19 protein-coding genes and 2 tRNA genes are annotated in these 24,314 nt (G+C 60.9%); 10 read left to right on the forward strand and 11 right to left on the reverse strand.

Annotated features, from left to right (window positions below; translation table 11 throughout):
* The first annotated feature begins 258 nt into the window (after window positions 1-258).
* The 9 genes from LBK75_02305 to LBK75_02345 all read left to right on the forward strand — a co-directional run bounded on the left by LBK75_02305 (window position 259) and on the right by LBK75_02345 (window position 9,174).
* Entirely contained in the window at window positions 259-633 is a 375-nt protein-coding gene (locus tag LBK75_02305) for a hypothetical protein (protein ID MDR1157127.1), read from the forward strand.
* Complete coding sequence (locus LBK75_02310; protein ID MDR1157128.1) at window positions 627-1,673, forward strand: V-type ATPase subunit; 1,047 nt, start codon at window positions 627-629, stop codon at window positions 1,671-1,673. Before LBK75_02305 ends, LBK75_02310 begins: the two co-directional genes overlap by 7 nt.
* 110 nt (window positions 1,674-1,783) lie before the next feature.
* Window positions 1,784-3,715, forward strand: a complete 1,932-nt coding sequence (locus LBK75_02315) for an ATPase V (protein ID MDR1157129.1) — start codon at window positions 1,784-1,786, stop codon at window positions 3,713-3,715.
* Between the two features lie 42 nt (window positions 3,716-3,757).
* The gene (locus tag LBK75_02320; protein ID MDR1157130.1) at window positions 3,758-4,204 is read left to right on the forward strand and encodes an ATP synthase subunit C; all 447 of its coding nucleotides are present in this window, start codon (window positions 3,758-3,760) and stop codon (window positions 4,202-4,204) included.
* 40 nt (window positions 4,205-4,244) lie between these two features.
* On the forward strand, window positions 4,245-4,553 hold the full coding sequence (locus tag LBK75_02325) for a V-type ATP synthase subunit F (GenBank protein ID MDR1157131.1): 309 nt from the start codon (window positions 4,245-4,247) through the stop codon (window positions 4,551-4,553).
* 36 nt (window positions 4,554-4,589) lie between these two features.
* A complete protein-coding gene (locus LBK75_02330) occupies window positions 4,590-5,201 on the forward strand; it encodes a hypothetical protein (GenBank protein MDR1157132.1) in 612 nt (203 codons plus the stop codon).
* A 96-nt stretch (window positions 5,202-5,297) separates the two neighbouring features.
* Complete coding sequence (locus tag LBK75_02335; GenBank protein MDR1157133.1) at window positions 5,298-7,079, forward strand: V-type ATP synthase subunit A; 1,782 nt, start codon at window positions 5,298-5,300, stop codon at window positions 7,077-7,079.
* 19 nt (window positions 7,080-7,098) lie between these two features.
* Window positions 7,099-8,508: a V-type ATP synthase subunit B gene (locus LBK75_02340; GenBank protein MDR1157134.1), complete on the forward strand. Its 1,410-nt coding sequence runs from the start codon at window positions 7,099-7,101 to the stop codon at window positions 8,506-8,508.
* Window positions 8,509-8,568: 60 nt separating this feature from the next.
* Complete coding sequence (locus LBK75_02345) at window positions 8,569-9,174, forward strand: V-type ATP synthase subunit D (protein MDR1157135.1); 606 nt, start codon at window positions 8,569-8,571, stop codon at window positions 9,172-9,174.
* 348 nt (window positions 9,175-9,522) lie between these two features.
* Here the strand turns inward: LBK75_02345 and tsaD are convergent, their stop codons facing one another.
* The 7 genes from tsaD to infC form a co-directional block, all read right to left on the reverse strand.
* A complete protein-coding gene (gene tsaD / locus LBK75_02350; protein ID MDR1157136.1) occupies window positions 9,523-10,530 on the reverse strand; it encodes a tRNA (adenosine(37)-N6)-threonylcarbamoyltransferase complex transferase subunit TsaD in 1,008 nt (335 codons plus the stop codon).
* A gap of 8 nt (window positions 10,531-10,538) precedes the next feature.
* On the reverse strand, window positions 10,539-10,943 hold the full coding sequence (gene rimI, locus LBK75_02355) for a ribosomal protein S18-alanine N-acetyltransferase (GenBank protein ID MDR1157137.1): 405 nt from the start codon (window positions 10,941-10,943) through the stop codon (window positions 10,539-10,541).
* A gap of 32 nt (window positions 10,944-10,975) precedes the next feature.
* The gene (locus LBK75_02360) at window positions 10,976-11,425 is read right to left on the reverse strand and encodes a hypothetical protein (protein MDR1157138.1); all 450 of its coding nucleotides are present in this window, start codon (window positions 11,423-11,425) and stop codon (window positions 10,976-10,978) included.
* 54 nt (window positions 11,426-11,479) lie between these two features.
* Window positions 11,480-14,068, reverse strand: coding sequence for a DNA polymerase I (polA, locus tag LBK75_02365; GenBank protein MDR1157139.1), 2,589 nt, complete (start codon window positions 14,066-14,068; stop codon window positions 11,480-11,482).
* 154 nt (window positions 14,069-14,222) lie between these two features.
* Window positions 14,223-14,579, reverse strand: coding sequence for a 50S ribosomal protein L20 (gene rplT / locus LBK75_02370; protein MDR1157140.1), 357 nt, complete (start codon window positions 14,577-14,579; stop codon window positions 14,223-14,225).
* A gap of 45 nt (window positions 14,580-14,624) precedes the next feature.
* Entirely contained in the window at window positions 14,625-14,822 is a 198-nt protein-coding gene (rpmI, locus tag LBK75_02375; protein ID MDR1157141.1) for a 50S ribosomal protein L35, read from the reverse strand.
* Window positions 14,823-14,968: 146 nt separating this feature from the next.
* The gene (gene infC, locus LBK75_02380; GenBank protein ID MDR1157142.1) at window positions 14,969-15,544 is read right to left on the reverse strand and encodes a translation initiation factor IF-3; all 576 of its coding nucleotides are present in this window, start codon (window positions 15,542-15,544) and stop codon (window positions 14,969-14,971) included.
* 551 nt (window positions 15,545-16,095) lie between these two features.
* Here infC and LBK75_02385 point away from each other — a divergent pair.
* The gene (locus LBK75_02385; GenBank protein ID MDR1157143.1) at window positions 16,096-20,958 is read left to right on the forward strand and encodes a hypothetical protein; all 4,863 of its coding nucleotides are present in this window, start codon (window positions 16,096-16,098) and stop codon (window positions 20,956-20,958) included.
* Window positions 20,959-21,061: 103 nt separating this feature from the next.
* Here the strand turns inward: LBK75_02385 and LBK75_02390 are convergent, their stop codons facing one another.
* The 4 genes from LBK75_02390 to LBK75_02405 form a co-directional block, all read right to left on the reverse strand.
* A complete protein-coding gene (locus tag LBK75_02390) occupies window positions 21,062-23,236 on the reverse strand; it encodes a HAMP domain-containing histidine kinase (protein ID MDR1157144.1) in 2,175 nt (724 codons plus the stop codon).
* Window positions 23,196-23,912, reverse strand: a complete 717-nt coding sequence (locus LBK75_02395; GenBank protein MDR1157145.1) for a response regulator transcription factor — start codon at window positions 23,910-23,912, stop codon at window positions 23,196-23,198. The genes LBK75_02390 and LBK75_02395 overlap by 41 nt, the downstream gene beginning before the upstream one ends.
* Window positions 23,913-24,086: 174 nt before the next feature.
* Window positions 24,087-24,172 (reverse strand) — tRNA-Tyr (locus LBK75_02400).
* A 48-nt stretch (window positions 24,173-24,220) separates the two neighbouring features.
* A tRNA-Thr gene (locus LBK75_02405) sits at window positions 24,221-24,296 on the reverse strand.
* Window positions 24,297-24,314: the final 18 nt, after the last annotated feature.

Below are 24,314 nucleotides of genomic sequence, written 5' to 3' on the forward strand. Positions count from 1 at the left end.
GCCGCTCCCGACCGGGCATTTTTGGGGAAAACCGTATGCTGCGTGAAAAACCGTCCCCCTTTGGCAGAATCGGGATAAAGGTCGCGGGGGGAACAAACGATACAAAGATAGAGGGCGACGGCCGCAGGCGCCGCACGCCCCCCGCCGGGAAACGCCCGCGGACAATATCAATCCTCACGAAAACTGTCAAAACAAACCCTTGTATCTTGTCAATGTTTTTTCCCTTTTACCCTGGCTTTTTGGAGCTCATATGTTATAATGATTTCTGTTCGAAAACTCTGTCCGAAGACAGGGAAAGGGCGCGCTTGTTTTATGGAATACATGGAACTCTTAAACAAGATCATCGAAGCTGAGCAGCTCGCCCAGCAGATTGCCAGCGAGGCCAAGGCCAAGCGTGACCGGCTGCCGGATGACCTGCGCACACAGTGGGAGGAATTGCACGCCAAATACCTTGAGCGCGCGGAGCGCCGAGTGGAAGCCGTGGCGGCCCAAGAATCGGTGCTGGCCGACGAGCAGATCGGGCAGCTCGACGCGGCGCTCTCCGCCGACCTCGCACAGGTAGACGCCTTCTTCCGCGAGCACCGCGAAGAGATGACGGGCCGCCTGTTCCAGCTGGTGATCGGCCAATGTTAGGGCAGCTCATCGACTACAGCGCGGTGGCTACAAAGGTACGCGCCATGTACAGCCGGCGCCTGATGCCGGAGGATTATCTCAAGATCGCTTCCTTCAAACGGGTGTCGGAGGTTGTGGCCTACCTGCGAAACCACCCCGGCTGGCGCGGCGCGCTGTCCGGCAGCCAAGAGGAGACCCGTCGCAGTCCCCTCGAAGCCGCTCTGCGGCATTATCTGCTGGAGGAGTCCCTCAGTATCCTGCACTATATCAGCCGGGAGGACCGCTTCCTCAGCAACAACCGTGTGCTGCTCACCGAGATGGAACAGATCATGCTGTTTCTTCGCTATGCGCGTGCCGGGCGGGCCGACGAGTATCACTTCGACGCGCCGCCCTTCTTCGACCGCCACAGCCGCATCCATTACAGCATGCTCTCAAAGGCAGCCACCTATGAAGACATGCTGGCGGCCGTGCGGGAGACGAACTTCTACACGCCGCTGGCCCGCCTGCCGCTCACCGAGGAGGGGTTCCCCAACTACACCACGGTCGAGACAGTCATGCGCAGCCACTACTACCGCGCGCTCCTCGACATGATCGGCGCGCGGTACCACGGCAAGACGCTGGCGGTGCTGAATGAGTCGGTGGGCGTCGAGGTGGACATGATCAACATCATGACCCTCATGCGCGTGCGTCGGTACTTCTCTCACCAGCTCGGGGACGTGCTGTCCATGCTGATCCCGGCGCATTACAAACTCACGCCCGCCTTCATTCGGGAGATGTATACGGCCGCCACGGAGGAGGATGCGTGGGGACTTTTGTGTGCCTCGCCATACGGCAAATTCTTTTCCTCTCACGTCTACACGCATATAGAGGAATATTATTATCAGTTCCTCTATGAATTCAATCGCCGCGCCCTGAGCGGCGCTTCGCCCTCCGTGTACACGCCGCTCGCCTATCTCAGCCTGCGGCAGGTAGAACTCAAAAACCTGATCAATGTCATCGAATGCGTGCGGTACGGCCTACAGCTCTCACAGGCCCCCTCCGTGTTGTTCGGTGTGTCCTGACGCCGCCTCTCGCGCACGCGGCGCCGCGCGCCCTGTCCCCAATTCGAACGAGGTTTGGTTCAGAAGATTGGTATGAAAAAGAAATTTCTTTTTCTGGGGAAGTGAAGCTTGTGGCTGTTGTCCCGATGAAACTTGTGACCATCGCCGGACCGCTGAGTGAATTTGACTCGGTGGTGTATTCGTGCATTATTAATCAACAATTTCACCCGGAATCCACGACCAATGTGATCAAAAATATCAAGTTTTTGTATCCCTTCGAACAGCAGAACCCCTATGCCGACCTGCTGCGGCAAGCAGAGTCTCTGGCGGACCGAATGGCGATCGAGCTCGCCTACCGTCCGTTTGAAAGCATGAATTTCAGCCCGGACAAATCCTTCGTGTTCCTCAAAGACTTAGAGGCGCGCTACCAGACGCTGATCGACGAGCGTGCCGCCCTTACGCAGCGGATCACCGACAACGAGCGCATTCGCATGCAGCTCCAGCATATCACAGACGTAAACGTTCCCTTACAGGACTTTTTCACCGTGACCTACGTCAAATTCCGTTTCGGCCGGATGCCGCGCGAGACTTACAACAATTTCATCGCCCATCTGATGGAGCGCAACGACCTGTTCTTCTTCCTCACGAGCCTCGAACGGGACTGGGTGTACGGCATGTACATGACCACGCGCGCCAATGCGGAAAAAGCGGACTCCTTGATGGGCTCCCTCCAATTTCAGCGCATCCGCATCTCCAGCCGCGTCCAAGGCACCGGCGAGGAAGCCTTCCGGGAGGTCACGATCGACACCGAGCGGGCGGAGTACCGTCTGGAGGAGATCAAAAGCGAGCTGCGGATTTTGGCGGATACGGAGAAGGAAAATTTCCTGCGCTGTTATTCTTACGCGCGCTTTATGAACGACAGCTTCAACATCCGCCGTTACGCCGCCCACACAGAGGAGAGTTTTTACCTCCTCGGCTGGGTACCGGAGCCGGATTACGCGGCCTTCAACGCGCAGTTTGAAAAGCAGCGTTCGCTCACCGTCGTTGTCGTGGCGGACGACCCCGACGCGGTGGTCGAGTACACCCCGCCCATCAAACTCAAAAACCCACGCATCTTCCGGCCGTTTGAGCCGTACCTCGCGATGTACGGTCTGCCATCCTACAACGAGATCGACCCGACGCCCCTAATGGCCGTCCTCTACACACTGCTGTTTGGCATCATGTTCGGCGACGCGGGCCAGGGCGCGCTGCTGGTCGTCGCGGGGCTCCTCATGAAATTTGTCAAAAAGATGTGGCTCGGGCCCATCGTCTGCTATGCAGGGGTCTCGTCTATCTTCTTCGGCCTCTTCGTCTACGGGAGTGTGTTCGGGTTCGAACACTGGCTGCCCGGCTTTAAAATTCTGGAGTCCGCCGAAAACAACCGGCTGGGGCTGCAAATGGCCATCTATCTGGGCGTCGCCTTGTTGACCGTCTCGTTCATCACGAACATTGTAAATGGCATCCGACAAAAAAGTCCGCTCAAGATTCTGCTCGGGCCGAACGCGCTGGCCGGGCTCATCCTCTATCTCGCCATCCAGGCGATCGTCCTGCCCATCTTGGGCTTTGCGGAAAACCTCTTCCCCACGGGGCTGCTCGTCGGACTCGCCGCGCTTCCGCTCGTCCTCATTTTCCTGCGGGAACCGCTTGCGCACCTCATCAAACATCGGTCGCTCTGGAAACCGCCGGGCGTCGTCGACTATGTGCTGGAGAACGTGTTTGAGCTCATCGAGATCCTGCTCTCCTATGTCACAAACACCATCTCCTTCCTGCGCGTAGGCGCATACGCCATCAGCCACGCCTCGATGATGTCGGTCGTCTTTATGCTGGCCGGCGCCCACGACGGACAGGGCGGCAACCTCGTCGTCATCCTGCTGGGCAACCTCGTCGTCATGGGCATCGAAGGGCTCCTCGTCGGTATTCAAGTGTTGCGTCTCCACTTTTACGAGATCTTCAGCCGCTTCTACGCCGCCGAGGGCCGTCCGTACAGCCCGATCATCATCGATTATCACGCCCACCACAGCTGATCCGTTTCCCAGCGCGACTTTATGAATTTAGGAGGGTTTTCAATGTTTCCAATGCAAATTGTGTCTGTGTCGGTCCTGGTCGCAATGATTGCGGTGTCCCTGTATCTCATCTACCGCCGCAAAGCGGCCGGCAAGCCGGTAAAACACGCTCTTGTGACGCACATCGTCTCCTTCTTTGCTATGAGCGTGCTCTTCGCGGCCTCCGGCATCGCAGGGCAGACGCTGGCCGCGGCCGTACCGGGCGCAGCGGAAACCGCCGCGCGGGCGCTGGACTCGCAGGCCGGCCTTGGCATGATCGCCGCGGCGCTGGCCGTGGGCGTCTCCGGCGTCGGCAGCGGCATCGCCGTGGCGGCCTCCGGCGCGGCGGCGCTCGGCGCTATCTCGGAAAACGACAAGACATTCGGCAAGGCGCTCATCTTCGTCGCCTTGGCGGAAGGCATCGCGCTGTATGGTCTGATCATCGCCTTCTCGATCCTGAACAAGTTCTGAGACCCGTTCGCGGGGCCGCCCGCCGAAAAGGAGATGCCGTATGCGTTTCTTTGTGATAGCAGACAATTCCGACACCCTGACCGGGTTCCGTCTGGCCGGCATCGATGGGACACGCGCCTCCTCCACGGAGGAAATCAAAGAGGCCGTATCCAAAGTCATCGCAAATCCGGACATCGGCGTTTTGCTGATCACCGAAAAGCTGGCCCGCGAGATCCCGGACCTCATCTACGACCTCAAGCTCAAACTGACGAACACCCTGGTGGTGGAGATCCCGGACCGGCACGGCACCGGCCGCTCGGCCGATTCCATCACGCGCTACATCCGCGAGGCCATCGGCATTCGGGTCTGAGGCCCGCCGCGACGCCTGTATAAGAGGAGGATACCCATGGCCAGTTTGGAGGAAAAGCTGGATCTCTTTACCAAAGCCATCACCTCGGACGCCGAGGCCGACAGCCGGGCGATCCTGGAGGAGGTGCGCAGGGAACGCGAGAATTCCCTCTCCTCCGCCGAGAATGAGGCGCTGAACAACGCCTACCAATACATCAAGAACAAAGTGGCCTCGCTCCACACGGAAAACGGTCGCCGCGTCTCCCGCAAGATGATGGAGTGCAAACGGACGCTCTACGCCCGCCGGGAGGAACTGTCCCGCGAGATCCTGCGGGACGTGACGGCGCACGTCATCGAGTACACGAAGACACCGGCCTACGCCGAGCAGCTGACGGCACTGATGATGGATGCGTTTTCCGTCTTTAAAGGTCTGCCCACGACGATCTCGCTGCGCGCCGAAGACGGAGCGCTCGTGCCGTTGCTCACCAAGGCGGCGGGGGGGCAGCCCGTCACATTTGAGCAGGGACACTTTCATCTGGGCGGGCTGATCGCCGAATGCCGCGAGCGGCAGCAACAGATCAACCAGACCTTCGACGCGAACCTTGAGGAGTGGAAGACACGCTTCTTTGTCGAGCTTAATATGCCCGCCGAGGAAATCCAGAGCGCCTGACGCGGGCTCGGCGTTCCCCCGTTTTTTGCGGCAAACGCAGGGCGCGCGGCGTCCAAACACAAGACACCCAAACGCCCCTTGAAGGGAGATTGCAATATGCCCTATACGGTTTACGGCGTCAACGGCCCGGTGGTCACCGTGCGCGGCGGACGCGAATACAACATGATGGATACCGTATACGTCGGACATGAGCGCCTGGTAGGCGAAGTGGTCGGCCTGCGCGGGAAGGACATCATTGTCCAGGTATATGAAGACACCACCGGCCTCGCGCCGGGGCATCCCGTCGAGTCGACCGGCATGCCGATGTCGATCCAACTCGGTCCGGGCCTGGTCGGCAACATCTTCGACGGCATCGCCCGGCCTCTGCGCGCCATTGAGTCCCGCACCGGCTTCTTCATGGGCCGCGGCATCAACGTGCCGTCGCTGGACGCCGACAAGAAGTGGGAGATCGAGATCAAGGTGGCCGCCGGCGACACGGTCTCGGGCGGCCAGGTGTTCGCCGAATGTCAGGAGACGGGTATCATCCGCCACCGTGCGATGGTACCGCCCGACGTATCCGGCGTCATCAAAACCGTGAAGCCCTCGGGCGCATATACGGTGATGGACGTCATCGCCGAGATCGAGACCGAGTCCGGCGCGCGCGTGCCGCTGACGCTGTCGCAGCAATGGCCCATCCGCCGGCCGCGGCCGGTGTCGCAGCGTCACGCCATCGACCGGCCGCTCATCACGGGCCAGCGCATCATCGACACCCTTTTCCCCATCGCCAAGGGCGGCTGCGCCGCCATCCCGGGACCGTTCGGCGCCGGCAAAACCATCACACAGCACCAGCTCGCCAAGTGGTCGGACGCCGACATCATCGTCTATCTGGGTTGCGGCGAACGCGGCAACGAGATGACACAGGTGCTGGAGGAGTTTTCTGAGCTGACGGACCCGAAGTCGGGACGTCCGCTGATGGAGCGCACCGTGCTGATCGCAAACACTTCCAACATGCCGGTGGCCGCCCGCGAGGCGTCGATCTACACCGGCATGACGGTGGCCGAATATTTTCGCGACATGGGCTACCATGTCGCCATCATGGCCGACTCGACGTCCCGCTGGGCGGAGGCGCTGCGCGAGATCGCCGGCCGCTTGGAGGAGATGCCCGCCGAGGAAGGCTTCCCCGCCTACCTGCCCTCCCGTCTCGCCGAGTTCTACGAACGCGCCGGGTACATGGTGACACTGGACGGCGGAGAGGGGTCCGTCACGGTCATCGGGGCCGTCAGTCCGCAGGGCGGCGACTTCTCCGAGCCGGTCACCCAGAACACAAAACGCTTCATCCGCTGTTTCTGGGCACTCGACCGACAGCTCGCTTACGCGCGCCACTTTCCCGCCATCAACTGGATCACCTCTTATTCAGAATATACATCAGAGCTCACAGCCTGGTACGAGGAGCGCCTGGGCCGCAAATTCGCCGAGCAGCGCACGCGGGTGTCGCGGCTCTTGCAGGAGGAGTCCCAGCTAAACGAAATCGTCAAATTGATAGGCTCCGACATCCTGCCGGAGGACCAGAAGCTCGTCATCGAGGTCGCGCGCGTCGTGCGTCTCGGCTTCTTGCAGCAAAACGCCTACCACGACACGGACACTTACGTGCCCATCGAAAAACAGATGGGGATGCTCGGCGTCATGCTGGAACTCTTTGACGAGGCGCGCACCCTCATCGAACGCAACATCCCGCTCTCTCAACTCGCGGCCACCGGCATCTTCGAGCGGCTCATCCGCATGAAGTACGACATGCCGAACGACAACCTCGACATGTTAAACGATTATGTGGCCGATATCCGCGCCTGCGTGTCCCGCGTGTTCATCGACAACAACATTGACCCGGGCGGCGAATCTTAACAGACGAGGTGGCTTTGTCATGCGCATGGAATACATCGGGCTCTCGGAAATTGCCGGCCCGCTGATCATCTTGGAGGGCGTACGGGACGCCTCTTATGAGGAAATGGTGGAGATCACCCTGACAAACGGTGAGAACCGGACGGGGCGCGTCATCATGATCAAGGGCGACCGCGTGGTCGTGCAGGTCTTTGAGGGCACGCGCGGACTGTCTCTGGAAAACGCCCGCACCCGTTTCATGGGCCACCCGATGGAACTGGCCCTCTCGAAAGACATGCTGGGCCGCATCTTCGACGGCGGCGGCCGTCCGATCGACGGTCTGGGCGCACTCTTCCCCGATGAGCGCCGCGACATCAACGGCTCTGCGATCAATCCCGTGTCCCGCCTCTACCCGCGCGCCTGCATCCAGACGGGCATCTCGGCCATCGACGGCATGTCCACGCTGATCCGCGGGCAAAAGCTGCCCATCTTCACGGGCGCCGGACTGCCCCACAACGAGCTGGCCGCCCAGATGGTGCGCCAGGCGCGCGTCACCAGTGAGACCGGGGACAATGTGGAATTCGCCATCGTCTTTGCCGCTATGGGCATCAAAAACGACACGGCCGACTTCTTCAAGCGCGACTTTGAGGAGTCGGGTGCGCTGCAGCGCGTGGTTATGTTCATGAACCTGGCCTCCGACCCCATCATCGAGCGCATCCTCACGCCGCGCTGCGCGCTGACCGCCGCAGAATACCTGGCCTTTGTCCACGGCTACCATGTGCTGGTCATCATGACCGACATCGCCTCCTACTGCGAGGCGCTGCGCGAATTTTCCTCGTCCAAGGGCGAGATCCCGAGCCGCAAGGGCTACCCGAGCTACCTCTACTCAGACCTCGCATCCCTGTATGAGCGGGCCGGCATGATCCAGGGGCAAGGCGGCTCCGTGACGCAGGTGCCGGTGCTCTCGATGCCAAACGACGACATCACGCACCCCATCCCCGATCTCACGGGGTACATCACCGAGGGGCAGATCGTGCTCGACCGCTCGCTGGACCAGGGGGGGATGTTCCCGCCCATCGCCGTATTGCCCTCGCTCTCCCGCCTGATGAAGGACGGCATCGGCAAGGGCTACACCCGGGAGGACCATCCGGCGCTCTCGAACCAACTCTTCTCCTCTTATGCGCGCGTCCAGGAGGCGCGGGCACTGGCCTCTGTCATCGGGGAGGACGAGCTCTCCGAGATCGACAAAAAATACATGGCGTTCGGGCGAATGTTTGAAGACCGTTTCATCCGGCAGGGCATGGCGGAAAACCGTTCGATGGAACAGTCGCTGGACATCGGCTGGGAGGTCCTCTCGGTGCTCCCGAAGGAGGAGCTTGACCGCGTGGACACCGTGCTGCTCTCCAAATACTTCAAAGAGGACGCCGCTCTCGCCCTGCGCGGCGGGATTTGATCCTCTCCCCTCTCCCGCGGCGGCCGTTTCGGCCGATTCCTGTGAAAGGCGACGGTGTTCATGCCGAATGTGATACCGACCAAAGGCAACCTAATGGCCATCAAGCGCTCCCTCTCGCTGGCGCGGCTCGGTTTCGATCTCATGGATCGGAAGCGGAACATCCTCATCCGGGAGATGATGAGCCTCATCGACCGCGCGACCGAGATCCAAGGCCGGATCGACAGCGTGTTCAGAGACGCGTACGCCTCCCTGCAGCAGGCCAACATCACGCTGGGCAACTGTGCGGATATCGCCCAGTGCGTCTCCCTCGACGAGTCGCTGCAGATCCACCACCGTTCCGTCATGGGCGTGGAGATTCCACGCGTGTCGATGGAGGAAAAATCTTTCTCAAACCCCTACGGTTTTGCCTTTACAAATTCCATGCTCGACAACGCGACGCTCCAGTTCATCCGGGTCAAACAGCTCATCTGCGAGCTCGCCGAGGTGGAGACTTCGATCTACCGGCTGGCGTTCGCTATCAAGAAGACACAAAAACGCGCCAACGCGCTGAACAATATCATCATTCCGGGCTTTACGGCGGATGTGGCCGCCATCACCGACGCGCTGGAGGAAAAGGACCGGGAGGAATTCGTACGGCTGAAGGTCATTAAGGCACAGTCGGGCTGAGGCCCGCGCACTGTTTCGCATCTCTCGCTCCGCCCACACGCTGGGCGGAGCTTTTTGTGTCCCGCACGCGCACGCGCCGCCCAGGTGCGGGCGGCGCGTGCGATTTTTCGATTGTCGGTTTCCATAATCCGCACCGTAACCGGATTTCCAAAAAGTTATACCCATTGTCCACCAAGTTATCCACAGGCTGAAACACTCGTTCCGCCATAGGGTGGAGCGTTTATACCCATATTATTCCAACTTTGAGAACGCACCTTTGCATTGCGCCAAAATCGCCCGCCGATTTACATAACGTCTTCATACTGCCGCGGCCATACTGCGTTTTCAATTTTGAAGCCAAAAACGTCCTCACCCCGTCACGGAGGCGCTGGCGTATCCGTTCAGATCCATGCCGGCCGTACGACCCGCTTTCCATTCGTAGAAGGCCTGGGCGGCAATCATGGCGGCGTTGTCGCCGCAGAGCGCAGGCGGCGGCACATAGAGGGTGCGGCTCGCGGCGACCAGTGCCGCTCTCAATGCCGCCCGAAGGCGGCCGTTGGCGGCCACGCCGCCGGACAGGACGACGGCCGCACGCCCCAGGACCTCGGCGGCCCGTGCCGTGCGGCCCGCCAAAATCTCGGTCACAGCGCACGTAAAGGAAGCCGCCAGGCCGGCCCGATCCAGCGGTTCGCCCTTCTGGGCCGCCCGGTTGACCACATGCAGCACGGCGGTCTTCAGTCCGGAAAAGGACATGTCAAGCGGGTTATCCCCGGCCTTTGGGCGCGGCAGCCGGTAGGCGTCGTCGCGCCCCGACGCGGCCAGGGCCTCCAGCGCCGCGCCGCCCGGGTATGGGAGGCCCAACACGCGCGCCACCTTGTCGAAGGCCTCTCCCACCGCGTCGTCACAGGTAGAGCCCATCACGCCGATGTCGGTGTAGTCCCGCACATCCAGCAGCAGCGTGTGCCCGCCCGACGCCACCAGCGCGGCGAAGGGCGGCGCCAGAGCCGGGTACGCCAAGTAACTGGCGGCCAAGTGTCCCCGGATGTGATGCACCGGGATCAGCGGCTTTTGCAACGCCAGGGCCACGCCCTTGGCAAAATTCACCCCCACCAGCAGCGCGCCGATAAGCCCCGGCGCGTAGGTAACGGCCACCGCGTCGATCTCCGCCCGCGCAAGCCCGGCCTCGCGTAGCGCCTGTTCGGCCAGAGGCGCCATCGCCTCCATGTGCCGCCTTGAGGCGATCTCCGGCACCACACCGCCGTACAGCGCGTGCATATCGGCCTGCGAAAGCACGACATTTGCCCGCACCGTGCGCCCGTCCGTCACGACGGCCGCCGCCGTCTCGTCGCACGAGGTCTCAAACGCCAATATGTTCATGTTCTCCCTCACAGATACTTTGTCATCAGCAGCGCGTCCTCGCGGGGAACCCGGTAGTACTGCCGCCGGACACCCACGGGGACAAAGCCGTGTTTTTCATACAGCGCGACGGCCGGCGCGTTGCTCACGCGCACCTCCAACGTCAAAAAGGCGAGGGAAAGCGTGCGTGCGTGCGCGATCAGCGCCGTCAACAGGGCGCCGGCCACACCCCGCCGGCGAAAGGCGGGTGCGGTGGCCACATTGGTGATATAGCCCTCGTCCAGGACGCCGTGCATACCGGCATACCCGGCCAGCGCGCCGTCCTGTTCGGCGACGAGATAGAAAGCCTGAGGATTTTCTATCTCCCCCTCCAACATGCGCCGCGACCAAGGCTGTGAAAAACAGGCCCGTTCGATCAGAACCACGTCTGCCACGTGGCGCGGCTCCATGCGCCCGAGTACAAAACTCAACAGGACTCCCGTTCCCTTCCCATTTGCCGCGCGAGCTTCTCCACGGTCTGGTAGATCTGCCGGCAGACAGCGGTGTATTCCTCATCCGTGCCACCGAAGGGATCCGGGATGTCGGCGGCGCTCAGCATCGTCAGACGGTCAGCCTGGGCCGGGAACATGAGCTCCAGCACGTCCAGATGTCCGCGCGTCAAGCAATAGACCCGGTCGGCGGCGGACAGCAGTTCCTCGGCGACCGGCTGGGCCCGGTGCGGAGAGATGTCGGCCCCGTAGTGGGCGGCGGCTCGCACCGCCGCCGGCGTGGCGGGCAGCGGCGCAAACACGGAGATACCGCAAGAGGCCGCCCGAACGGGTAGCCCCTCCCGCGCGGCGACCACATTGAACAGCCCCGCCGCCATCGGGCTCCGGCATGTGTTGCCGGTACACACAAACAGGATCTGTTTCTCCATAGCCGGAAAACCCTCCACCATATTATACTGTTCTGCGGCACAATCACTCGTCTTTCAGCCGCCTTTGGCAGCCAGCCAGTTTTCCCCCACGTGCGATTCGGCGCGCAGGGGCGGATTGAGTGGACAGACGCCCTCCATCTCCTCGGTGAGAAGCCGGGCCACCTGCGGCCCCTCCTCGCGCGGACACTCCACAATCAGCTCGTCGTGCACCTGGAGAATCAGCCGGGCGCGCAGACCCTCCGCACGCAGCCGCCGGTGGACAGCTACCATCGCCAACTTGATGATATCGGCCGCCGTCCCCTGGATTGGCGTGTTCAGCGCCATCCGCTCGCCGAAGGCGCGCACGTTGCGGTTCGCGGCGGCCAGTTCCGGCAGCCATCGGCGGCGGCCGAACAGCGTCGTCACAAAACCGTCCCGCCGGGCGCGCTCCACGATGTCGCGCATGTAGGCCTTGACGCCGGCGTAGTTCTCAAGATAGCTGTCGATATACCGCCGGGCCTCGGCTTGGCTGACGCCGATATCGTCAGCCAGCGAGAAGGCCGAAATGCCGTAGACGATGCCGAAATTCACAGCCTTGGCGTGGCGGCGCATCAGCGGCGTCACCGCGCCGGCGGGCACGCCGAACACCTGCGAGGCCGTTACCGTGTGGATGTCTGCCCCCTCCTCGAAGGCCCGGCGCATCGTGGCGTCTTCGGCGATGTGCGCCAACACCCGCAGTTCGATCTGCGAGTAGTCCGCATCCACCAGCACCCAGCCGTCCTCCGGCACAAACATGCCGCGCAGCGCCCCGCCCAACTCGTGTCGGACAGGGATATTCTGCAGATTCGGTTCGGTGGAAGAGAGCCGCCCCGTCGCCGTGGCCGTCATCTGAAAACTCGTGTGGACACGTCCGTCCGGGCCGGCCACCGCGAGCAATCCGTCCACATAGGTCGACTTCAGCTTGCTGAGCTGCCGGTACTCCATGATCGCGTCGATGATCGGGTGGTAAGGCCGCAGTTTGCGCAGCACTTCCACATCGGTGGAAGGCCCCGTCTTGGTCTTCTTGAGCGGCGGCAGGCCGAGCCTGACAAAGAGGATCTCCCCCAACTGCTTGGGGGAGTTGATATTAAAGTTCTCTCCCGCCGCCTCATAAATGCGCGCCTCGCAGTCCGCGAGCCATCCGGCCAACTCTGCGCCGAAGGCGGCGATCCGGTCGCGGTCGACCTTGCACCCCACCCGCTCCATGTCGGCCAGCACGGCGCACAGCGGCAGCTCGATGGTCTCGAAAACCGGCAGCAGCCCTTCCCGCGCGAGTGCCGCCCGCTGCCGCGCCGCCAGCGCGTGAAGGCAGCCGGCACGCGCGCCATCGTCCGCCGGCAAGGCGCCAAATTCCGCCTGGAGCAGCGCCGTGAGCGGATATTTCCCGACGGCGGGGGCAAGCAGATAGGCGGCGAGCGCCGTGTCCGTCACAAAGCCTCCGGCCTCCGGCCGCACACCCAAAATCGCCTTGACCTGGTGTGCGGCCTTGGGAACGTCGGGCGCGCAGAGCGCGCCCAGACACCGCTCGTAGGCCGCCGGGTCGCTGCCCATGCGACGCAGCACGGCGGTCTCCGTCCCTGTGCAGACGGCCACCCCCGCCCAGTCCTCAAGCACCAGCAGCGCCGTGACCTCCGCGGAGCGGCAGGCGGCGGCCAGCGCCTCCATCTCCGCCGGCGCCGTCACCTCGCGCGTCGGCGGGGGCGCGTGCGCGCCAGTGCTGAGTGCTGAGTGCTGAGTGCTGAGTGCCGGGGCGGCGGGCAGCCCCCACTTTTCCGCCAGCTTACGAAACTCAAGCTTTGCCAGCAGCGCGGCCAGCGCCTCCGCATCGAAGGGGACGCGCCGATTTTCCTCCGGCGCAAACGGCAGCGGCACAAAGCGGTCGATGAGCGCGAGCGTTCGGCTGAGCAGGGCGATGTCCCGGTTGCTTGTGAGTTTGTCTTTCAGCGTCTGCCGCAAATCCGACGCCGCCAGATTTTCGTAGAGCGCCGCCAGAGAGCCGAAGCGATGCATCAGCGTCAGCGCCGTCTTCTCCCCCACGCCGGGCACGCCGGGGATGTTGTCCGACGCGTCCCCCATCAGCGCCTTCAGGTCTATGAGCTGGTCCGGCGTCAGGCCGTATTCGGCCCGGACAGCCTGTTCGTCATAGGGCGTTGTGGCCGTGCGCCCCATGCGCGAGGACACATGCAACACCTGCACACGCGGCCCGATGAGCTGGAAGCTGTCGCGGTCGCCGGTGACGATGTCGCAGCCCCACCCTGCTTCGTCACACAGACGGCTGATGGTGCCGATAAGGTCGTCCGCCTCGTACCCCGCCAGCTCGTAACGCCGTACACGCATCGCGTCCAACAGCGCCCGGCACAGCGGGAGCTGGGAGGCCAACTCCTCCGGCATCGGTTTGCGCGTGGCCTTGTACCCGTCGTAGAGCTTGTGGCGAAAGGTGGGCACAGGCAGATCAAAGGTGACGCACAGCGCCTCGGGCGCATAGTCGCTCAGCAATTTTTGTAAAATATTTACAAATCCCATCAGCGCGCCAGTCGGTTGTCCGTCGCCGGTAGACAGCGGCGTCTTGACGCCGTAAAACGCGCGGTTTAGCAGACTGTTGCCGTCGAGCACCATGAGCCTCATCCGCGTCCCTCCTCGCATCTTCGCTGCATTTTTTGTTGCACCTGACGAAAAAATCGGCTCGGCCTTCGGCAGACGCACTTCTGACACTTGAACCATGGATAAAGCATCTCCCCCGCCGGAAGACGGGGGAGACGGAATTGCTACGTATACATGGTTATGCCAGAGCGGTCTTGACCTGGTTGGCGATGGCCGCGAACGCCGGTTTGTCGTGGATCGCCATCTCGCTCAGTACCTTGCGGTTCAAATTGATGTTCAGCTTCTTTAGGCCGTACATAAACCGGGAATAGTTGAGCCCATTTGCCTTCGCGCCGGCCGAGATGCGGACGATCCACAGACGGCGAAAATCGCGTTTGCGCAAACGGCGGCCAATATACGCATATTGCAGCGATTTCATCACGGCCTGGTTGGCCGTGCGGAAATTTTTGGACTTGGCACCCCAATACCCTTTGGCGAGTTTTAAGATCTTCTTTCTGCGTCTGCGCGTAGTGACCGCGCCCTTGATGCGAGCCATAAACTTGTTCCTCCCTGTTCGAGTGTGCCGAGAGACCCGCGCCCCTTACAGATAGGGGACGAGACTCTTGATGTTCGCCTCATTTGTCTTATCGGCGTAGGCGCCCTTGCGCAGACCGCGCTTGCGTTTTGTGCTCTTTTTGGTCAAAATATGGCTTTTATAGGCGTGATGACGCTTCACTTTGCCATTTTTAGTGAGCTTAAATCGCTTCTTGGCCCCCGTATGGGTTTTGAGCTTTGGCATGGATCTTTCTCCTTCCGGTGAAATTCGAGTGCGTCGCAACATCTAAAGGTCGTCATTTTAGTACCTTGTTGCCGCGAAGCGGCAACAAAAAACAAGAATTTGGGTTGTGGGTTGCAGGTGCAACCCACGTTAGGTGTTACGGCGTACTAAGGTGTCTTCCGCTCGGGCGTCGGCGCGCCGTCGGGCTCAGCGGATTTGGCGGCCGCGACGGACTTGGCGGCCGGCTTCGCCGCCAAGAACATGGACATACTTCGGCCCTCCAACTTTGGGGGCCGTTCTATTGTCGCCACGTCGCTGCATGCTTCGGCAAACTTCAAAAGCTGCTGCTCACCGATAGAGGTATGCGCCATCTGCCGGCCGCGGAAACGCACGGACACCTTGAGCTTGTTCCCCTCCTGCAGAAAGCGGATCCCGTTTTTCAGCTTGAAGGTGAAATCGTGCACGTCAATCCCCGAGGACAGACGGATTTCCTTCATCTCAACAGTGTGCTGACTTTTGCGCGCTTCTTTTTCTTTTTTGGACTGTTCAAACCGAAACTTGCCGTAGTCCATGATGCGACACACCGGCGGCGTGGCCGTGGGCGCGATCTTTACAAGGTCCATGTCTTTTTCGAGCGCAATAGACAGCGCGTCACGTGTGAGCATGACGCCAAGCTGCGTCCCGTCCGCGCCGATCAGACGGACCTCGCGGTCTCTGATGGCCTCGTTGAGCTGATGATCCATGTTGCCGATACCGAAACACCTCCAGGAAAAATAAAACGCGGGCGACAACGCCCGCGCAGACATCTTCGAACACCCCACGCCGCGCGCGGAGCAAAACCCGATGTGAACCGGCCGTCGAAGACGGACGGTGAGAGCGGTGCGGCCCTTCTTTCTTTTCCAGCTTATTATAGCAGGCCCCTTTGGCGGGTGTCAAGCATTTTTTTGCCTGGGTGCTTTCAAACGATCTTATGAAGTCATAAAAAGCACTATTTTTATCAAAAAATAACAAATCGAAGTCCTTGTTTTTCCAAAATTTTTGTGATAAAAATATAAACGATGTATGGGATGGCAAACGGAAGTCGTGTAATTCCGAGGCCTTTGGGCTGCAAACGTTCCGGGCGGTTTGGCACTGTCGCCTTTCAAGGAAAGCGTCCGCTTGATGTGCAGAGAAAGCGGCCGCCGGCAGGGCCCTGTGTGCAGACAGCTCCGCGCGGGAATGATTACCGGGCCGGGTCACGGCAATCCGACTTGCGGGTATGTGCCTGTACAAATCGACGTATGGAGGTGCGAAAATGCTGCGAAAATTCACCGTCTTTTTCCTCTGCTTCCTGCTTGTTTTTTCTCTGTTCCCCGTAACGACCACCGTCTTGGCCGCGGACGGACCGGACACATCTCGGCCGGGGCTTCGCGCGGACTATTACATTGCCGATTATGTGGGCAGTGACAAGCTGTTTTCCTCCTATTTGACGACGGCCATCGACCCAAATATCAACTTTACGGATATTTTATCCACGCTGACCGCGCGATGCGGCCGTTCGGAATATGTGGCCGTGCGTTGGACCGGCTGGGTCCTGTGCCCGGGTACAGGCACCAAAACCGTGACCGTTCAGACGTCTACAGACGACACCTGCCGGGTGTGGATAGGCGACACAAAGGTCGTCGATTGGTGGACCGGCTCATGGGATTCCGGCAATACTTCTTACGGACACAACCTGACGACCGTCACGCTGGAAGGGGGCCAATGGTACCCGTTCAAGATGGAATACTGCCAAGGTTACGGCGGGGCTTTTGCGCGGATTCGCTGGACGACGACCGGCGGTTCCGGCAATGTCACAAATACGGTGATCCCGGCGGCGAATTTCTGCTTGGACAGCGGCTTCCCCAACCCGCCCGCAATGACTTCAATAGACACATCCGACATCCAATCCGGCACAATCCGTCTGACCGTCAACGACTTCAGACCCTCCACAAAGCTGGTCGTCTACCGGGACGGCGACACGTATAAACAAAATCCGGTCGACACAATCACCGGCCCGGCGATTGCGGAAAACACACTCACCTACGCATTGCCCGCCGGGTTCAAAGCCGGAGGCTATTATTTCGTCGCGGCAGACGGCGATGTGGAAGTCAGAGGCCCCAGTTTTTCGTACATAGACCTGCGAGAAATACCGAGACCCGAATACCCGCGCCCCGACTACGCAAGGGATTACGCGTGGGAAACGCTGAACGGCGCGTGGGATTTCTTCAACAACAGAAGCAACGTGTCGGACACGGATTTTGCGAAAGACGGGATCCCAGCACAGTACAAATCGACCATCATGGTGCCGTTCCCTTGGCAGTCGCCGGCCTCCGGCATATATGACACGACGCACCCGGGGACAGCCGCGAACAGGTATGCTTGGTATCGAAGGAGCATCACCCCTTCCTCCGAAAAATACGGAGACGGGAAGCGCGTTTACCTGCGATTTGGCGCGGTGGACGCCAACTGCTGGGTTTACGTCAACGGCACGGAGGTGGGCAGCCACGTCGGCGGCTACACCCCGTTTGAATTCGACATCACCGACTACGTGACGCTGGACGCGGAAAATTCCGTCGCGGTGCGGGTCATCGACGGAGGCAACTGGGGGAACCAGAGCTCTTTTGTCGCGCTGATAGGCAAACAGGGCACCAACGCCCCTGTCGGCTACACGGCGACGTCCGGCATTTGGCAGTCGGTGATCTTAGAGGGGCGTCATTCCAAAACCCAGCTGGGGTATGTCCACGTGGATCCTCTGGTCAACAACGGGGCCGCCGTCGTCGACGAGAACCTAAACGATTTGACCCACGGCGTCGTTCCGAAGGACGGCGCGGCGAAATTCTTGCTGAAAGTCGTGGGCGGCGCGGGCAAAACGGTTGATTTCATCTACCATTTTGAGAGCAAGATCTGGGACGATGCGCAGGGCGCCTATGTCCCGACCTCGCCGTCCTCGGCGGTTTCCGGGACGAAGCAAATCGTCGTCCCGGCCGGCGAAGACGTTTATCTGCCCGACGCGTTTGTCGTCCCGGTTCCGGATCAGCAGCTGTGGTATCCGGACGCCCCGGTTCTCTACGTCGGCGCCGTCAAGCTGGTGGAAGGCGCGAGTGTGCTGGACGAAGTGACAATGCATTTCGGCCAGCGCTCGATCCAGAATGCCTACTGGGAAACGAGCCCGGCCGCCGGCAACGATCGGTATCAGTACACCCTGCTGAACAACAAGCCGATTTTCATGGCGGGGCTGCTCGACCAAGGCTTCTGGGAAGAAGGGCTTTATACGGCTCCCTCCGAAGCGGCGCTCAAGTTTGACATCACCGAGATGCGCGCCAACGGCTTCAACATGATCCGGAAGCACATCAAGATTGAGGACCCGCTGCAATACCTTTGGGCCGACAGGCTGGGCATGATGTTTTGGCAGGATATGCCCGAAGCCACACAGATGAACGGTTCCGCCAGCAATCCCAACCCGGCCGGGCGCGCCCTGTACGAGAGTTCGCTTGATGAACTGATCGAGAGGGACTACAACAGCCCGTCGAGAGTCGCATATATCTTGTTTAACGAGACGTGGGGTGTGAGCAATTCCAGTGCCAACGACGCGGCCTGGATTGCCTCGCTTTATAACCGGGTGAAAGGCAAGGACACGTCGGGCCGGATCGTCGAAGATATGTCGCCGTGCAACCGAGACCATCTCCAGCCCACGGACCTCCACACGTTCCACATGTATCCCGGCAGCTGGTCCGGCGCCAGGAGCGAGTTTTTGGGTTACTTAAACAACCTGTACATCGGCTCCACGTACAACATGGCGCGCTGGGGCGCCGCCTCCACCTACACCCAGGACGGCGATCCCTTCTTCAACTCCGAGTACGGCGGCGTGCCGTCCAACGGCGGCGACAACGATATCTCATGGTGCTTCAAGTATCAGACCGACATCCAAAGGCTGGGCCAAAAGCTGCAAGGCTATGTCTATACGGAGCCTTTCGACGTCCAGTACGAGCGCAACGGTTTCCTGAAATACGACAGATCGCGCAAGGAAATGGGCTACGGTGATCTGGCGTACGGAGGCGACATGTCGCCCGCGTACCTGAACGCGCAGGAATATGTGGGCGTGGACGGGAACCCCATGGTCACACTTGCGCCCGGAGATCGATACAGCGCCACATTTGGCATGATCCGCTGGTCCGACGACACAAAATACCAAGGTCCGTTCACGCTGAAATGGCGTGTTGACGGCACAGACCGGTTCGGCAATCAGATCAGCACGGATTTGGTCGACGGGTTCCGCGGCGCACAGTCGATCACGTACGCCCCATATCTGTACGAGACCGTACCGTTTGCGTTCACCGTACCGGTCATGAGTCGTTTCCGGAGATTCGCCGGTACCGTCACCGTTTGGATCGAAGACGGCCGTCAAGAGACGATAGCGAAGAACTTTGTCAACTTCAAGGTCGTCGCGCCGGGCGCCACCGAGGCCGCCGAGAAGATCGCGGACAACGCGTTTGTGCTGCGCCAGACGACGCCGGTGTCCAACACAAATACCGGTTCGGTGGCCGGACTCAAAACAGGCGCTCTGACCTACGAATATACCGTACCGGACGACTTCGACGCGGATGATCTCACATCGCTCAGGCTGGTCGCCGAATTGGCCGCCGTCCAGAAGCTCAGCACAAACGGCAATTCGACCCACCGGCCGCAGACGGCGGAAAACTACGAGACGCCGTCCGACGTCGCCGTGACGATCAACGGAATCCCTGTGAGCGGCCGCATATTCTTGCCCGACGGTCCCAACGACATGCGCGCCATCTTAAACCTCAACGCCGCCTCACCCAGCGCGTCCGCGAGCGGCAGCGCCAACGGCGGCTACGGCTATCTTGTCAACATCGACCTTGACAGGGACACCGTCGCACTGCTGAAACAGCAGCTCAAAACAGATCCCAAGCTGACCGTTGTATACGAGGTCAAAAACGACGCCGCGCACAAAAACGGGGTGCGCGCATACACCGAAAGCAACGGGCGCTACGCCGTGAGTCCCAGCGTCGTGCTCAACCCGCCCGACCTTTACCACAAGAGCGGCCCGGCGTCTGCGGAGCCCCTCGCATTTGACGCCCCGCTTCCGAGTGCGAACTACACCGTCGAGGCCCTTGTGACCGGACCCGAAGCCCAAATCGAGGCCGGCTACGCCATCGCGGTGCACGACACTTCCGTGACGGTGACTGGGAGCGGCGTCCATCAGACGGCCACCGTCGACGCGGCGATTCGCAAAATCAGAGTGACGTTCTTCGAGGAGCAGATCCGCGTGTACGCAAACGACGACCCGCAGCCCGTCATAGACGTCTACGGCGACGCATTTGCGGACACCGACGTGACCGTTTCCGGCTCCTTGGCGGATGTACGGGTCATGCCCGAGACGTTCTCGGATCTGCCCGCCTATTTCCTGTCCGCGGCGTATGGCGGCGGCAAGATAAAAGCCAGTTTCGTAAACCAGGGCCATGAAAATACCCCCGTCTACTTGATCGCCGCCGTCTACAACGGCGACGGCAAACTCGTCAAGATCGAGACGGGCGACCCGCTGGATGTGCATACGAACCAGGTATTTGTCAAAGAATTCGATTTAAACATAAGCGAGTACGCGGGATGCACATTCAAGACGTTTGCCTGGCGGGCGGATTCTTATCTCCCCTTGGCCGATACCGCTTCACCCGCCGTGAAGATCGAACGCATTGTCAGCAACTCCACCTCGTCGCCCGCGGGCGAATCGGTCGAAAATCTCATCGACAACAACACGGCGACCAAATTGTTCACAAACGACGTGCCGCTCATCGTCGACATCGAATACTCCACCCCGGTCACGATTGATTCCTTCAGGGTCGGCATTGCCAACGACACCGCCAGTTACACCGGACGCAACCCGCGGGCGTTTACGATTGCCGGGTCAGACGACGGGGTCAATTACGACGAGCCCTTCTACACCACGAGCAACGCCGGCCTGCCCACGACCAACTTCGCCTTGGCGCACTTCTCTCTGGCCGCTCCGGCAACCTATCAGTACTACAGGCTGCGGATCACGTCAAACGTCTCCGGCACCGGCATGCAATTCTCCGAATTCAACCTGATCGGAGACTTCAATCGCGGCGATTTCAGTTAGCAATCAGGCAAACGCCCCATGAGAAGAGGCCTGCGGCGTCCTGTTTTTCAGGACACCGCGGGTCTTTTCCCCATGGAAGAACACAGCTCCCGATACCCCACCGTCACTGCGCCGCGAAGGTCACCGTCACTTTGAAGAGATCCCCATCGATGTCCACGTCGAGCCGGCCGCCGCAGAGGCGGGCGAAGCTCTCCGCGATCGAGAGGCCCAGGCCGCTGCCCTCCGTCGTGCGGGACGCGTCGCCGCGGGCGAAACGCTGTAAAATCTCCTCTTTGGTAAAATTCATCTCGTATCCCGCCGTGTTGCGGAGGAGTATGCGGGCGCTGTCCGTCCCCGCCTCCAAGTCCACGTACACCCGGGTGCCCGGTTGCGCGTACTTGAGCGCGTTGTCCAGCAGGTTTTGCAGTACGCGGTAGAGCTTACGGCCGTCGGCGTAAAGCTCCACCGGGTGCTCCGGCAGCCGGAGCCGCAGTATCAGGGACGACGCGTCGATGCGGTCGCGCATGTCCGCCACCGTCTGCTCTACCAGCTTTTTGAGGTCCAGCGTCTCCAGTTCGAGTGCGATGTCGCCGCTCGTGCTCTTCGAGAGGTCGAACAGGTCAACCAGGAGATGTCTCAGCCGCTCGGCCTTCTCCGCCAGTACGGACACATAATCCCGCGCGGTGTCGGAGAGAGTCTCCTCCCGCGAGAGCAGCTCGATGTACCCTATCAGGGAGGTGAGCGGCGTCTTCAGGTCGTGGGAGACATTGGTGACAAGCGCCGTCTTCATCTTCTCCGCCCTCAGCTGCTCCGCCAGGCTCGCGTCGAACCCCCGAGTGATCTCCCGGTAGGTCCGCCGATTGGCCAGCACGTACCAAACGGTGCCCGGCAGCATGAGTGCGAGAAAGACGAGCACATAGCCGGTCCTCCAAGTCTCTCCCACCACCACTACCAGCAGACCGAGTATCGTGCCGAGGCAGATATAGACAAGCTGCCGCCTGAAGAGCCGCTTGGTCGGCGGATGCCCGGCCCAGGGCCGCCAAGAGACGAGCGCCCGGAGGAAGCGGCTGGCCCCGCGCAGGATCCGGCCGATCAGACTGTGGGTGAAAAATCGGCCGTCCTTGGCCTGCCGGACCAGGGACAGAAACACCGCCAGCCAGGGAACGGAGACCCCCACCCCCGCCGCGCCGACTGTCCATGGGATCACGATCTCTTCGTAATAGGACCCCGTCGAAAATCCGCCGCTGTACGCGATTGACACAATCAATGTGAACAGCAGCGGCAGACCCGCGCACAGCAGCGTCAGATGACATTCGCCCCAGACTCGGTCGAGAAAAAACCGGCGCGTCCCGCTGTCGGCCGTCCGGCCGGCGCCGATGCACAGGAGGATCAACAGGAGCAACAGCAGGAGACCCAGTGCCGCCAACACGTACAGGTACGGCAGGATCAAGGCGCGGCCGATGCCCCACGCCTGCTGCTTTTCCGCAACCTGCGTCTCGTCCAGCGTGAGATAGACGTCGTATTTGGGCGACGGCGTCGGCCAACCTGCGCCCGCTTTCAGCGAACGCTGCAGCGCCGTCCCGAAATCCCACTGCTCATTTTCGTAGATAATATGGTATGCAGACCGCGGAAACACCGACGCGCCGTTCGGGATAAAGCCCACGCTCCGCGCATCGGACGCCACGTAGTAGTCCCGTACCAAGCTGCCCGGATACAGCAATCCCTGCGGCAGAGACGGTGTCCGCTGAAAGATCTCATAGGCCGTCTGTATCGCCTCCGTCAGCATATCCATCCGCGTATCGGCCGACAACTCGCCAAAGGAGGGCCAAAACGATATCTCCATGGTGAGATCTCCCGGCAGCGACACCTCTGGCAAGCTTATCATCTGCGGCAGCAGCATTTTTATGGACCATTTCTCTCGCCGGTAGGAAACCAAGATATCGTCCTCGTAGTGCCAGTTATGGCTGCGCACTTGCCTGCTCTCATCCGCGACGCTGAAGGCGTGTACAAACAGCGTCTCCAAATCTGTGTCCTCGAAGTATATGGGCGGGTCACTTTGAAACGGCTGCGTAGCGCGGTAGACCGCGTCGCCCACCTCACGCCTGAAAATCTGGCTGTCCAGATAGGTCGGCACCACCAGACTCTCAAATTGGATATTCCGCTGTCGCATGAGCAGCGTACAGAAGTACACCTCGACGCACAGCGCCGTCACCGCGGCCACCGCACCGAGGAAGAGCAGCGCGCGAACCGCGCGCCGGCTAAGGACGCTTTTCAGGGTGTTTTTCCATCTTGTAGCCAATGCCCCACACCACCTTTAAATAGTCCGGTTCGCGCGGGTTGATCTCGATCTTCTCGCGGATGCGCCGGATATGCACCATGACCGTGTTCTCCACCGAGTAGGACGGTTCGTGCCAGACCCGCTCGTAGATCTTCTCCGCGGAAAACACGACGCCGGCGTTTTGCATGAGCAGCGACACGATCTTGTACTCGGTGGCGGTGAGCCGCACACTCTCTCCGTCCACCAACAGCTGCTTGGCCTCCGTGTCGAGGATCAATCGGCCGTTCACAATCCGGGACGACCGGTAGCGGCTCTCGATGTCGCCCAGGGTCGTGTATCGCCGCAGCAGGCTCTTCACCCGGGCCACCAGTTCCTGCGGGTGAAAGGGCTTGGCCACATAGTCGTCCGCGCCCATTGAGAGGCCCAGAATCTTGTCGCTGTCCTCGCTCTTGGCGGAGAGGATGATGATCGGGATGTTGTCGTCCTCACGGATCCGCATCGTGGCGGAGAGACCGTCCAGCCGCGGCATCATCACATCCAGCACGATCAGCCGGATCTCCTCGCGCGAAAGGATCTCAAGCGCCTCCCGCCCGTCCGAGGCCGTATATACCTCGTACCCCTCCTGCGCGAGCAGCACCCGTATGGCCCGCGTGATCTCACGATCGTCGTCCACCACCAAAATGGTCTCCCGACCCATCGGACTTCCCCTCCTCTTTTCGCACGCCCTCGCCAACCGTCTCTCAGCGTAACAGGAATTTCTTACGGCAGACCCGACAATTTTCTTACGATTTTCTTACGAAAATAACGTGTCCCGCAAAAGTAAAAAGCCCTTGAAATCAAGGACTTTTCACCGCGGCGCCAGCCGCCTATTTGGTGGGGGAGGACGGATTCGAACCATCGAAGCGATCACGCAACAGATTTACAGTCTGCCCCCTTTGGCCACTCGGGAACTCCCCCCTGTCGGTTCCCCCGCAAAGACTCCGGGCGCACCGCCCGGAAGGTGGATGGAGCTGGTGACCGGAATCGAACCAGCAACCTGCTGATTACAAATCAGCTGCTCTGCCGATTGAGCTACACCAGCCTGTCGCGTCGCAACGGC

It is taken from the genome of Oscillospiraceae bacterium, from assembly GCA_031265355.1.
Lineage (GTDB): Bacteria > Bacillota > Clostridia > Oscillospirales > UBA929 > JAIRTA01.